We start from the raw sequence: 12,646 nt of genomic DNA, 5'->3' as shown, positions 1-12,646 counted from the left end.
ATTTAACCCGATCTCATCGCGCTACAGATGGATCACCCCGCGTCGCGCCGCATGCGCCACCGCATCGGTGCGGCCGGTGGCATCGAGTTTGTCGAGCAGCGAGCTGACGTGGAATTTGGCGGTGTGCGCGGAGATCCCGAGCTGCCGCGCAATCGCCTTGTTCGAGGCGCCCTCGGCCATCAGCGCCAGCACGTCGCGCTCGCGCGGCGTCAGCTCGATCTCCGATCGTTCGCCCGTTGGCTGATCCCTTGAGACCAGCGCGATGCTCGCCGCTTCGCCCGGCGCGGCAAGGCGCAAGCCTGCGACGCCGCCGAGCAGCGAGGCGAGCCGGTCCGCAAGCGCGGGATCGCCGACGTCGATGGCGACGACGAGGGGAGGCGAGGTCTGTTCGCTCACGTCTCCGGCCTTTCCCCGACCGTCAGCTTGACCCGCACCGGCTCGCCGCCACGCCGCACCGCGACGTCGACGGTGGCGCCGACGCTGTCGGGCCCGAGCGCCCTGAGCAGGGCCCGCACGCCGGAAATCTTCTCGTCGTTCCAGCCGACGATCACGTCGCCTTGCCGGATGCCGGCGGCCGCCGAGGGGCCGGCCTTGTCGACGCTCATCACCATCGCGCCAATGCCGTCGTCGAGCTTGACCGGCTGCAGGCCGAGCCCGAGATAGCCGCGCGCGATCCGGCCATGGGTCTCCAGCCGGCCCGCCACGCGCGCGATGGTCGCGGCCGGAATGACAAGGACGCGCCGCGCGCCGAGCACGGCCATGCCGATGGCGTCGCCGGAGCCATTGAGCGCAAGCCCACCCTCGTGACTTGGCCTCAGGCGGACGTCGAGCTCGATGCGCGCATCGATGTCGCCGCCGCGCAGGCTCCGCCAGGTGCCGCCGACCAGCGATATCAGGCCGAGCGCCGCCGCGGGCACGCCACGCTCGGCGGCGACGACCAACGCCAGCGATCCGAGCGCCGGTACCGCCGATGAAAGCTTGATCGGCGCGATGCTGGAGGTCTCGACCCGCAATAGCGCAATATCCGTGGTGTGATCGCGTCCGGCGATGGTTGCAGGTCGCTCCGTTCCGTCGGCAAAGCGGACGATGACCTCGCCTTCTTCTGCAAGCGCCTCGTCGGCGGTGACGACCAGGCCCGCTTTCCAGACAAAGCCCGAAGCACGCGAGCGGTGCGAGTGCACGGAAACGATGGCCGGCGCGACGCGGGCGACGATGTCGGCGATCGCGCCGGAGAATGTGGCAAGCACTGAGGGATCGGACATGGTAAAACTCCGTTGGATTTTCTCCGATCTGGGCACGCTCCTGCGCCGTTGGAAACTGCCCGGGTGGGCAGGCGTGAACCGCCGCGCCGGAACGGTATCCTTCTTGCATCAGATGTGCATTGCGGCCCTCGATACGAGGCCCAGCTTCTCAATTCTCCTGCTCGACCGGAATTGCCGATATGACCGACCTTCTGATCCGAAATGCCCGCTTGCTGGGCCAGGGCGACGCGCTTGCGGACATCGCGATTTCGGATGGCGTCATTGCCGAGATAGCGCCTCGCCTTGGCGGAGATGCCCGCCTGACGCTGGACGCCGGTGGAAACCTGGTGACGCCGCCTTACGTCAACGCGCATCTGCATCTTTGCAAGGTGTGGACGCTGCCGATGCTGTCGGAAGCGGCACTCGAAGCCTATCACGGCGGCGGCATGAGCGAGGCGGCGAAAGCGATCGATCTCGCCGCCGCGGTGAAGGAGAAGTACGACGCGTCCTGGATCATCCCGAACGCCAGGCGTGCGGTCGCGCTGGCAGCGCTGCATGGCAATCTGCACATCCGTGCCTTTGCCGATGTCGACACCAAGGCGCGGCTCGAGGGCGTCAAGGCACTGCTGGCGGTCCGCGAGGAATTCCGCGATATCGTCGATCTCCAGGTCGTGGCGTTCGCGCAGGACGGGCTTGCGCGCGAGCCGGGCGCCGACCGATTGATGCGGGAGGCGATGGCGATGGGCGCTGACGTCGTCGGCGGTATTCCCTGGATCGAATCCAATGCCGACGACATGCAGGCGCACATCGATTTCTGTTTCGATCTCGCCGCCGAGTTCAACGCCGACATCTCGATGTTGCTGGACGACGTCGGCGATCCCAACATGAAGACGCTGGAATCGATGGCGCGCCAGGCGATCTCGCGCGGCTACCAGGGACGCGCGCTGGCGCATCATTGCCGGGCGATGGCGCTCTATCCGCAATCCTATTTCGGCGAATTGACCGAGCTGTTGCGGCAAGCGCGCGTCAGCATCGTCAGCGACCCTCATACCGGCCCGTTGCATGCGCGGGTCAAGGAGCTCCTGCAACGGGGCGTCAATGTCTGCCTCGGGCAGGACGATATTTCCGATGCCTACTATCCATTCGGCAGGAACAACATGCCCGAGGTGGCGTTCCTTGCCGCGCATCTGTTGTGGATGACGAAGGAGCGGGACATCGATACGCTGCATGATATGATCACGTCGCGACCGGCAGCGGCGATCAATCTGGCGAAGTACGGGATCGAGGCGGGCTATCCTGCCAACCTTGTTGTGCTCGACCACCCTGATGTCACGAACGTGCTTCGCTTTCACGCGCCTCCGGCCGCCGTCGTCAGCCACGGACGCGTGATTGATCTTGCCCATATGCGCGACCTGGCGCAGATCAAGTGAAGGATCGGTCGGAAGGTTAAAGACGGATGAGCGATTTGCAGGAAGGTGCCATGCCGCGGTCGGCCGGCGAGATCGCGAGCTATCACGCCCATATCTACTACGATCCGGCGACAACGAGGCCGGAGGCCGAGCGCTTGAGGACATGGATCGGCGAGCGCTTTTCGGTCACGCTCGGCCGATGGCACGACGTCAAGGTCGGGCCGCACGATCAGGCCATGTACCAGGTGGCTTTCGCCGCGGAAGTCTTTGCCGAGTTCGTGCCGTGGCTGATGCTCAACCACGGCAGCCTCAGTATCCTTGTGCATCCGAACACGCGCAATCCGCGCCGCGATCATCTCGTCGATCCGCTCTGGATCGGCCGGCCGCTCACCGTGCACGGCGAGAAGCTGCCGGAAGAGACCGAACTCGAGCAGGCGCCCCCGCCGAACACGACGCCGCGTCTTCGGCCATGAGTTTTGTGGTTTCGTAGGGTGGGCAAAGCGACTTCTTGCTCGATGGTTCAACAAGCGATGACAGAAGCGTGCCCACCGTTACGAGCGGAGCGCTTGATGGTGGGCACGGCGCTGACGCGCCTTTGGCCACCCTACAAGTTCACAACTCAATTCGCGCTGTCGATCAGATTTTCCAGCAGCCGCTTCAATTCGTTGGTGGACTTGTTGCCGTAGTTCTCGACGATGTGCGCTTCCTGGCTCATGGCGAGCGAGTTCAATCGCTGGCACAGAATTTTTCCGCGCTCGGAGCAGAACATCAGCACCTTGCGGCGGTCCTTCGGGTCCTGGACGCGGTAGACGAGGGCGTCCGACACCATGCGGTCGACGATCTTGGTCAGGGTCGGGTGGTTGAGCAGCACGGCTTCGGCGAGTTCGCCCATCGAACGGCCGTTGCCGTCGAACAGGACCTTCAGGATTCGCCACTGCTCGACCGGCACACCCTCCTTGGCCAGCCGCGATTCAAGCTGCCGGTTGATTTCCCGGTTGGCTTGCGCGAGCAGGTAGGCGAGATGTTCAGTGAGCGGGGTATCTTGGCTTGGCGGTTTGGCCACGATCGAAGACTTTGTTTTGACCCTGATGAGCGAATGACTGGCGCTGATTGCCCGTTCTATATGCATGGCAATTGTTGAAGTTTCAATATTTTCGCCTAGGATATTTGTCGAACGGGTGGGACAACCGGCGGCGCCGTGCATCGATGCACCGCGCGACAAGGGGCGAAGTGTCGGACAGGAGTGGGCGTGCTCTCAACAGTCAGCGTCAACAGCGGCGGCGCCGCCATGCCGCCCTTCGTGTTCAGAGGCCTCTCGGCGCCGACGACCGATCCGTCCTGGCATCCCGCTGATGTCGGCTTCAGCAAGCGAGGTGGCGCCCACAACAAATTGAGGGTCGCGAACTTCCTCACCTTCTCCGGCTCGCCGGGAATTTGGGGGCCGGCCACCACCAACGCGGTGTTGCTCGCGGTCTCCGAGATCAATCGTCGCGGCGGCATTCTGGGCCGCGAGATCGAATTGACGATGCTGGATGCCGGCGGCCCGATCGAGGATGTCGTGCGCCGTGCCGCGGAGGCGGTCGCCTTTGACGAGGTCGACGTGATCATGGGCTCGCATATCAGCGCGGTCCGCGTCGCGCTGCGCAAGGTCACCGGCGGCCGGGTGCCCTATATCTACACGCCGGTCTATGAGGGCGGCGAGCGCACGCCGGGGGTGATGGCGATCGGCGAGACGCCGCGCTGGCAGAGCCGGCCCGCGATCCACTGGCTCGCCGATGTCAAGAAGGCCTCGCGCTGGTATCTGATCGGCAGCGACTATGTCTGGCCGTGGCAATCGCATCGTGCGGTGAAGAAATATATCGCCGAGTCCGGCGGGCAGGTGGTCGGCGAGGAGTTCGTCCCGGTCGGCGAGGACAATCATTCGGCCCATCTCGACCGCATCCGTGCCGCGCGTCCCGATGTCGTGCTGATCTCGCTGATCGGCACCGACAGCGTCACCTTCAACCGCGCCTTTGCCGAGAGTGGCCTGGCGGCAACGACGCTCAGGCTGGCCGGCGCGATGGACGAGACCGTGCTGCTCGGTATCGGCGCCGACAACACCGAGAACCTGTTCTGCGCGTCCGGCTATTTCATCGGCATCGGCTCGCGCGCCAACGACGACTTCCTCAGTCAATATCGCGCCACGTTCGGCCCCATGGCACCGCCAATCGGTTCGGTCGCGCAATCCAACTACGAGGGTCTGCGCTTCCTGCAGGCGGCGGCCGAACGTGCGGGCTCGCTGGCGTTCAAGCCGCTGCTCACGGCGGGGCGCAACATCATCTATACCGGCGCTCGCGGCCCGGTGACCGTTCGCAATGGCCGCGCCGAGATGCCGATGTATCTCGCCGAAGCCGACGGCCTCGATTTCAAGCTGATCAAGACGATCTGACGCACGCAAGGAATTGCGTCCGCGCGCGCCGTTCTGCAAAATAATTCTTGAAAAGGAAAATATTTCCGTCTGTAATACCCGGGCGGCCTCGGATGGGACCGCGTCTTCGCATGCATTCCGCGGCCGCGCGCCATCATCAAGCTTCCAGGGAGAGTGTCTTGTCCGTCGTGCTTCCGACCCCCACGCAACTTCGCGCGGTCGCCGCGCAATGCGGCCTCGCGCTTTCCGACGAAGACGTCGCTTCGTTCCGCGGGCTGATGCAAAGTTCGGTCGACGCCTACAACCTCGTTGCCGCGATGCCGGACGAGGTGCCGCCCGTAAAATATCCGCGCACGCCCGGCTATCGGCCGAGCCCGGAGGAAAATCCGCGCAACGCCTGGTACCGCAAGGCGACGGTAAAGGGTGCGGACAGTGGCAAGCTCAAGGGCAAGAAGGTCGCGCTGAAGGACAACATCATGCTGGCGGGCGTGCCGATGATGAACGGCTCGTCGACGCTCGAAGGTTATGTCCCCGATTTCGATGCGACGATCGTGACGCGCATGCTGGATGCCGGCGCGGAGATCGCCGGCAAGGTGCATTGCGAATCCTTCTGCATTTCCGGCGGCAGCCACACCAATTCCACCGGGCCGGTGCATAATCCCTACAAGATGGGCTATTCGGCCGGCGGATCGTCATCGGGCAGCGGCGTCGTGGTCGCGCTTGGCGAGGTCGACATGGCGATCGGCGGCGACCAGGGCGGCTCGATCCGCATGCCATCCTCGTTCTGTGGCACCTATGGTATGAAGCCGACCTGGGGGCTCGTGCCCTACACCGGCGTGATGCCGATCGAGGTCTTCGTCGATCACACCGGGCCGATGACGGCGACGGTGGAAGACAACGCCTTGTTGCTCGAAGTGCTCGCCGGCGACGACGGCTACGATCCCCGCATCAAGGCGCCCAAGGTCGATGAATACACCAAGGCGCTCGGCAAGGGTGTGAAGGGATTGAAGATCGGTGTGCTCAAGGAAGGGTTCGAGCAGGCCGGAGCGGAGCCCGCGGTGAACGAAAGCGTCCGCGAAGCGGCGAAGCGCTTCAAGGATCTCGGCGCCTCCGTCACCGACGTCTCGATTCCAATGCATCTGCTCGGCCCCGCGATCTGGATGCCGATCGGCACCGAGGGGATGACGCAGACCATGATGTACGGCGACGGTTACGGCCTGAGCCGTCCCGACCTCTATTCAACCTCGCTGATGGATTTCCACCGCGGCTGGCGGCGACAGGCGGATTCGCTTTCGGAGACCACCAAGCTGTTGCTGCTGTTCGGCACCTACATCAACAACACTTTCGGCCCGCGCCATTACGGCAAGGCCGTCAACGTCTCGCGCCGGCTGACGGCCGCCTATGACGCGGTGTTCAAGGACTACGATCTGCTGCTGCTGCCGACCACGCCTATGAAGGCGACGCCGCTGCCGCCGGCAAATCCGAGCCGCGAGGATTATGTCGCGCGCGCGTTCGAGATGATCTCCAACACCTCGCCGTTCGACATCTCCCATCATCCGGCGATGTCGCTGCCGTGCGGCATGGTCGATGGCCTTCCGGTCGGCTTGATGCTGGTCGGCCGCCACTTCGAGGAATCCACTATCTACCGCGCCGCGCATGCCTTCGAGCAGTCCGGCGACTGGAAGAAGATGTGAGGAAGTTATCGTTGCACTTCGGCCGGATCGCGATGCATGGGTAGTGCATTCGTCGCCGCTTTCGAAATCCTGAGCTTCGGCGCGATCATCGTCCTGGTCGTGCTGGGGCTCGGGATCATCGCCAGCATGATGGGCATCTTCAACTTTGCGCAGGGCGAGTTCGTCCTGCTGGGTGCCTACATCACCTATCTCGCCTATAGCCATGGCCTCCCGGTCTGGGTCGGCATGGCGGCCGCGCCGTTTCTGGTCGGCGCGCTCGGCTTCGTGCTCGAGGCGCTGATCATCCGGCGCTTCTACGCGGCACCGATCGTCGCGATGCTCGGCACCTATGCGCTCGGCCTGATCATCCGCGAATGCGTGCGCGGCCTGATCGGCGGGCTCTATCTCTCCGTGCCGGAGCCGATCGGCGGCTCGATCGATCTCGGCACCGTCCATATCTCGGCATGGCGCTTCACCATCATCGTGATCACGATCCTGGTGATGATCGGCTGCTATCTCTTGCTGTCGCGCACCACTTTCGGCCTGCGGGTGCGTGCCACGCTGGAAAATCCGGCGCTGGCGCGGGCCTCCGGCGTTTCCACCGCCGCGATGTATGGCACCACCTTTGCCTTCGGCGCGGCGCTTGCGGGATTGGCCGGCGCGCTGCTGGTGCCGGTGTTCAGCCTGTTCGCCGATCTCGGCATCCGCTTCCTGATCCAGGGCTTTGTCGCGGTCATGGTCGGCGGCGTCGGCTCGTTCATCGGCCCGGTCGCGGGCGCGGCGGTGATCGGCACGCTCAGCGCAGCGCTGCCATGGGTGATGGCGCCGGTGATCGCCGACATCCTCGTCTTCGTGCTTGCCATCGTCTTCATCAAATTCCGGCCGCAAGGCCTGCTTTCGGGAAAAGGGGTCTAGTCTCATGCGTAGCGATCATTTGAGGTTGAGCCGGCGTCGTTTCCTGCAGAACTTTGCCTTTGCCTCCACCGCGATCGCGACCGGCGTAGGAAGCTGGGTGATCCGTCCCGAATGGGCCAATGCCGCCGAAGGCCCGATCAAGGTCGGCATCGCCACCGACCTCACCGGCCCGATCGCCTATGCCGGCAACGCCGATGCCAACACGGCCAAGATGGTGGTCAAGGAGATCAACGATGCCGGTGGCCTGCTCGGCCGTCCCATCGAGCTTTTCATCGAGGACACCGCGTCCAATGAGTCGGTCGCGGTCGGCAACGTCCGCAAATTGATCCAGCGCGACAAGGTCGATCTCGTGCTCGGCGGCATCACGAGCTCGATGCGCAACGCGATCAAGGACCCGATCGTCGCCCGCGGCAAGACGCTCTACATCTACCCGCAGCTCTACGAGGGCAAGGAGTGCACGCCCTATCTGTTCTGCACCGGGCCGACGCCGGCGCAGCAATGCGACGAGTTCATCCCCTGGCTGATCAAGAACGGCGGCAAGCGCTTCGCGCTGCCGAGCGCCAATTACGTCTGGCCGCATACGCTGAACGTCTATGCGCGCAAGGTGATCGAGGCCAATGGCGGCGAGGTGATCTTCGAGGAATATTACCCGCTCGACCAGGTCGATTTCAGCGCCACCGTCAACCGCATCGTCTCCAACAAGGTCGACGTCGTCTTCAACACGGTGATTCCACCCGGCGTCGGTCCGTTCTTCAAGCAGCTCTATGAAGCCGGCTTTCTGAAGAACGGCGGCCGGCTGTCCTGCGTCTACTATGACGAGAACACGCTCAACATTAATCAAGCCAACGAGATCGAAGGGCTCGCGAGCTGCCTCGATTATTTCAAGGTGCTGACCAAGGACGATCCGGTCAGCGCCAAGATCCAGGCGACCTATGAGAAGGATTTCCCCGGCAATTTCCTGTTCGCCGCCGGCAGCGCCGCGACCGGCACCTATCGCGGATTGAAGCTGTGGGCCGCCGCCGTGAAGGAAGCCGGCAAGGTCGATCGCGATTCCGTTGCTGCCGCGCTGGATCACGCCAAGATCGCGGAGGGGCCGGGCGGCCCCGCCGAGATGGTGCCGGGCAAGCGGCACTGCAAGATGAACATGTACACCGCGGTCGCCAAGGGCGGCGTGTACGAGATCGTGGCCCGCAGCAGCGGGCTGGTCGACCCCAAGGAATGCTGAGCGAAGAATGGGCGCAACCGAGCAGGCGGTTCGTACGGGGATCGACGAACAGCCGGACATCTCGAAGGCTGAGCACGGCGCGGCCGCGACGCTGACGTCGCAGGCCAAGACGCCGCGCCGGGTCCTGCCGATCGTGGAAATCCTGGTGCTGCTGGTCGCAGTCTTCCTGCCGCTGGTGCTGCAGGATTATCTGACCGTCTTCGCCACCCGCGTCATCATCCTTGCGCTGTTCGCACTGTCGTTCGATCTCGTCTGGGGTTATGCCGGCATCATGAGCTTCGGCCAAGCCCTGTTCTTCGGCTCGGCCGGTTACGGCGTGGCGCTGCTGGCGCGCGACCTCAACGTCACGTCGATCTTTCTGGTGCTGCCGGCGGCGATGCTGATCGGGCTGATATTCTCGCTCCTGCTCGGCTGCTTCCTGTTGCTCGGCCGGAACCCGTCGAGCATGATCTTCGTTGCGCTCGGGACGCTCACCGGGTCCTATGCCGCCGATCGCCTGGCGCGCGGCTGGTATTATCTCGGTGGGCAGAACGGCATCCCCTCGATCCCGCCGATGTCGCTTGGCAGCACCGATATCACGGAGGGGCCAGTCTATTACTACCTCGCGCTCGGCATTCTCTTGGTCGTCTATCTCTTGTGCCGCTTCCTGGTGCGCTCGCAATTCGGTCTTGCGCTCGCGGGTCTGCGCGAGAACGAGCAGCGCATCGCTTTCTTCGGCTACAAGGCGCAGCACCTGAAGGCAATCGTCTTTACCGTCGGCGGCACCATCGCGGGCCTTGCCGGCGGACTCTATGCATTCCACGAGGGTTTCGTCTGGCCTAATATGCTGGGCGTCGTGATCTCGACCCAGGTCGTGCTCTATGTCCTGTTCGGCGGGTCGGGCACGCTGATTGGCGCCGTCATCGGCACCGTGATCATCGAGGGCGTCAGCTTCTGGCTGTCGGACAACTACCGCGACATCTGGCCGATCATCCTCGGCGTATTGCTGCTGCTGGTGATCCTGTTCCGTCCGCTCGGCCTGATCAGCTTCGTGCTCGGCGAGCGCGAGCGCGTCGGCAGCTTCGGCGGAAGAGCGAAGGGGAGCAGTCATGCCGCTCCTTGAAGCCACCGGCATCAGTAAGGTGTTCGGCAAGTTGACCGCGCTTGACGGTGCGGGGCTGACGGTCTCCGAGAACGAATTTCATGGCCTGATCGGCCCGAACGGCTCGGGCAAGAGCACGCTGATGAAATGCGTCGCCGGCGCCGAAACCCCGACCGAGGGCACCGTGCACTTTGCCGGCAGCGACATCACCGCGCTGTCGCCGACCGAGCGCGCCCGCGCCGGCATGAGCCTGAAATTCCAGATCACCAGCGTGTTGCCGTCGCTGACGCTTTACGACAACATCCTGCTGGCGCTGCAGGCGCAATGCTCGCTGCTCGATCTCGTGCTGTCGCGCACCCGCGGCATATTACATGAACAGGTCATGGCGATGCTCACGCAGTTCCGGCTCGCCGATCGCGCCCATGATGCGGCGGCGACGCTGTCACACGGCCAGCAGCAATGGCTGGAGATCGCGATGGCGCTCGCGGGCAAGCCGCGCCTGTTGCTGCTCGACGAGCCGACCGGCGGCATGAGCCTGGAGGAGCGGCGCGTCACCGGCGAACTGCTGCAACCGATCAAGTCGCACTGCTCGCTCGTGATCGTCGAGCACGACCTAGATTTCATCCGCGACATCTGCGACCGCCTCACCGTGCTCGATCAGGGGAAAGTGCTGGAGAGCGGCACCGTCGCCGAGATCCAGGCGAGCCCGGAGGTACAGGAGATCTATCTGCGCCGTGCCTGACAGCCAGTTCCTCGATATCACCAATCTCGACGCAGGCTATGGCCGCAGCCAGGTCCTGTTCGACGTCAATATGGGCATTCCCTGGCGCGGCGGCGTCGCCGTGCTCGGCCGCAACGGCGCCGGCAAGACCACGCTGATGAAGACCATCGTCGGCGAACTCGGCCTGACCAGGGGCGAGCTCAAATTCAACGGCAAGGATATCGGCCGCAGCCCGACCGAGCAGCGTGTGCGGCTCGGCATCGGCTATGTGCCGCAGGAGCATTCGGTGTTCGCGCGGTTGTCGGTGCGCGACAATCTCGCGGTCGGCGCACTCTATAATCACGACGCCACGGCCATCGACCGGGTACTGGCGATCTTCCCGAAACTCGCCCAGCGGCTTGACCAGCCCGCCGGCACGCTATCGGGTGGCGAGCGCAAGATGCTGGCGATCGGCCGCGCGATGCTTGGCGATCCGAAACTGCTGCTGTTGGACGAGCCGACCGAGGGCGTGTGGATCGGCGTGATCGAGGAGATCACCGAGCGCCTGATCGAGCTGGCAAAGGACATCGCGGTCGTCATCGTCGAGCAGCATCTCGACCTTGCGCTGCGCGTGGCCGACTACGCCTATGTCCTCGACCGCGGCCGCGTCGCGCTGCAGGGCCCGGCCGCCGCAGTCAGGGACGACCCGGAACTGCTGCGGTATCTGGCTCCCTAAAGGGAGACTTGCGCGGGCCTTTCTGTCATCACTTTTCGGGGGTGACCGGCCATTTGGTCTCGATTGTGCCCAAGTCTTGTTCCGTGATATCCAAAGTCAATTCGGTGAATCCTTATCTGGAGCCCGTCAGAGGCTCCGATGCGCCGAACGGGGTTAGATGGGTCAGATTGGGACAGCTGCAGGCGAGCGCCCGCGGGGTGGCGCTCGATGGGTGGGCAAGGCGACATTTTCCGTCGCCTCGCTTGCGTTGGCGTCTACCCTTGCCGCCTGGATCGCAGAGGTTAACCCCTTGGATTTGCTGCGTGGTTCGGCCTTGGCGAACACGTCCGCGGCGATTTCCTTCAACGATCGGTTCGGGGCGCGCTCGACGCTCGATTCCGCCTTCATCTACTACCCCTCCCGCCCGATGCTTCGTGGCAGCCGTAACGATTTCAATGCGGAATTCGCCCATATCCAGGGTTCGCTGACCGAGCAGCTTCGCGACACCCAGACCGACGAACCCGCGCAAGCCAGCCCGCCCAGCCCGGCGCCGACTCCCGCAGTCGCCGCGATTCCGCTGCCGCGGTCGCGTCCGGTCGATGCCAACCTGCAGGCAAGGAACGATCTGCCCCCGGCGCCGGCACCTGTGGCGCAGGCGGAGGAACGCTCCATTTGGCAGAAGATCACCGACTGGGTGCCAGGACGGGTGCAACTGGCGTCCCTCGAGCCGAATGGCGGAATCCTTCCCGGCACCGGGCCGAGCCTGACCACGCTTGGCTACGACAGCACCACCGCCGTCTATGACATCACGGCGCGCACCGTTTACATGCCTGACGGCACCAAGCTCGAGGCGCATTCGGGTCTCGGCGGCCTGATGGACGACCCCTCCCGCGTGAATACCCGCAACGCCGGCGCGACGCCGCCCGGCATCTACGAGATGAAGCCGCGCGAGAAGCTATTCCATGGCGTGCCGGCGCTGCGCATGACCCCGGTCGATGGCACGGATACGTTCGGCCGCGCCGGCCTCCTGGCCCACCCTTACATGCTCGGCCCGAACGGCGATTCCAACGGCTGCGTCTCGATCAAGAACTACGACCATTTCCTGAAGGCCTACCGCAATGGCGAGATCAAGCGCATCGTCGTCGTGGTCCGGCTCAACGACCGCCCGCCGCAGGCCGCAGCCACGCGCTCAGCGTCGCAGTCGTAGAAGCGGCCGGGGAGTTCGTTTCACCTCTCCCGCTTGCGGGAGAGGATTCTCTCCACCCAGGCAGTGCGACTCG

13 protein-coding genes are annotated in these 12,646 nt (G+C 64.4%); 10 read left to right on the top strand and 3 right to left on the bottom strand.

Going from position 1 to position 12,646, the window contains the following annotated elements:
* Positions 1-21 precede the first annotated feature (21 nt).
* Entirely contained in the window at positions 22-396 is a 375-nt protein-coding gene (locus YY7_RS0107025; protein ID WP_028162617.1) for a response regulator transcription factor, read from the bottom strand.
* The gene (locus YY7_RS0107020; RefSeq protein ID WP_028162616.1) at positions 393-1,262 is read right to left on the bottom strand and encodes a S1C family serine protease; all 870 of its coding nucleotides are present in this window, start codon (positions 1,260-1,262) and stop codon (positions 393-395) included. Before YY7_RS0107020 ends, YY7_RS0107025 begins: the two co-directional genes overlap by 4 nt.
* Positions 1,263-1,441: 179 nt before the next feature.
* Here YY7_RS0107020 and YY7_RS0107015 point away from each other — a divergent pair, with 179 nt between their 5' ends.
* Together YY7_RS0107015 and YY7_RS0107010 are read left to right on the top strand one after the other, a co-directional pair.
* A complete protein-coding gene (locus tag YY7_RS0107015; protein WP_051396575.1) occupies positions 1,442-2,671 on the top strand; it encodes an amidohydrolase family protein in 1,230 nt (409 codons plus the stop codon).
* Positions 2,672-2,721: 50 nt separating this feature from the next.
* The gene (locus tag YY7_RS0107010; protein ID WP_028162614.1) at positions 2,722-3,123 is read left to right on the top strand and encodes a DOPA 4,5-dioxygenase family protein; all 402 of its coding nucleotides are present in this window, start codon (positions 2,722-2,724) and stop codon (positions 3,121-3,123) included.
* 146 nt (positions 3,124-3,269) lie between these two features.
* On the opposite strand, the gene YY7_RS0107005 is transcribed toward YY7_RS0107010, so the two are convergent.
* Positions 3,270-3,713: a MarR family winged helix-turn-helix transcriptional regulator gene (locus YY7_RS0107005; protein ID WP_028162613.1), complete on the bottom strand. Its 444-nt coding sequence runs from the start codon at positions 3,711-3,713 to the stop codon at positions 3,270-3,272.
* A 225-nt stretch (positions 3,714-3,938) separates the two neighbouring features.
* On the opposite strand from YY7_RS0107005, the gene YY7_RS0107000 reads away from it, so the two are divergent.
* The 8 genes from YY7_RS0107000 to YY7_RS0106965 all read left to right on the top strand — a co-directional run bounded on the left by YY7_RS0107000 (position 3,939) and on the right by YY7_RS0106965 (position 12,573).
* Entirely contained in the window at positions 3,939-5,078 is a 1,140-nt protein-coding gene (locus YY7_RS0107000; protein WP_155255075.1) for a substrate-binding domain-containing protein, read from the top strand.
* A gap of 158 nt (positions 5,079-5,236) precedes the next feature.
* The gene (locus tag YY7_RS0106995; protein WP_028162611.1) at positions 5,237-6,751 is read left to right on the top strand and encodes an amidase; all 1,515 of its coding nucleotides are present in this window, start codon (positions 5,237-5,239) and stop codon (positions 6,749-6,751) included.
* A gap of 36 nt (positions 6,752-6,787) precedes the next feature.
* The gene (locus YY7_RS0106990) at positions 6,788-7,645 is read left to right on the top strand and encodes a branched-chain amino acid ABC transporter permease (RefSeq protein WP_028162610.1); all 858 of its coding nucleotides are present in this window, start codon (positions 6,788-6,790) and stop codon (positions 7,643-7,645) included.
* A gap of 4 nt (positions 7,646-7,649) precedes the next feature.
* Positions 7,650-8,870: a substrate-binding protein gene (locus YY7_RS0106985; protein ID WP_028162609.1), complete on the top strand. Its 1,221-nt coding sequence runs from the start codon at positions 7,650-7,652 to the stop codon at positions 8,868-8,870.
* A 7-nt stretch (positions 8,871-8,877) separates the two neighbouring features.
* A complete protein-coding gene (locus YY7_RS0106980) occupies positions 8,878-9,972 on the top strand; it encodes a branched-chain amino acid ABC transporter permease (protein WP_028162608.1) in 1,095 nt (364 codons plus the stop codon).
* Positions 9,959-10,693, top strand: coding sequence for an ABC transporter ATP-binding protein (locus YY7_RS0106975; protein ID WP_028162607.1), 735 nt, complete (start codon positions 9,959-9,961; stop codon positions 10,691-10,693). Before YY7_RS0106980 ends, YY7_RS0106975 begins: the two co-directional genes overlap by 14 nt.
* Positions 10,686-11,387, top strand: a complete 702-nt coding sequence (locus YY7_RS0106970; RefSeq protein ID WP_028162606.1) for an ABC transporter ATP-binding protein — start codon at positions 10,686-10,688, stop codon at positions 11,385-11,387. Before YY7_RS0106975 ends, YY7_RS0106970 begins: the two co-directional genes overlap by 8 nt.
* Before the next feature lie 289 nt (positions 11,388-11,676).
* The gene (locus YY7_RS0106965) at positions 11,677-12,573 is read left to right on the top strand and encodes a DUF2778 domain-containing protein (RefSeq protein ID WP_245287216.1); all 897 of its coding nucleotides are present in this window, start codon (positions 11,677-11,679) and stop codon (positions 12,571-12,573) included.
* Positions 12,574-12,646 lie beyond the last annotated feature (73 nt).

The organism is Bradyrhizobium elkanii WSM2783, from assembly GCF_000472865.1.
Taxonomy (GTDB): domain Bacteria; phylum Pseudomonadota; class Alphaproteobacteria; order Rhizobiales; family Xanthobacteraceae; genus Bradyrhizobium; species Bradyrhizobium elkanii_A.
Note: the sequence above shows the minus strand (reverse complement) of the source record. Positions and strands in the feature narration are given on the sequence as shown.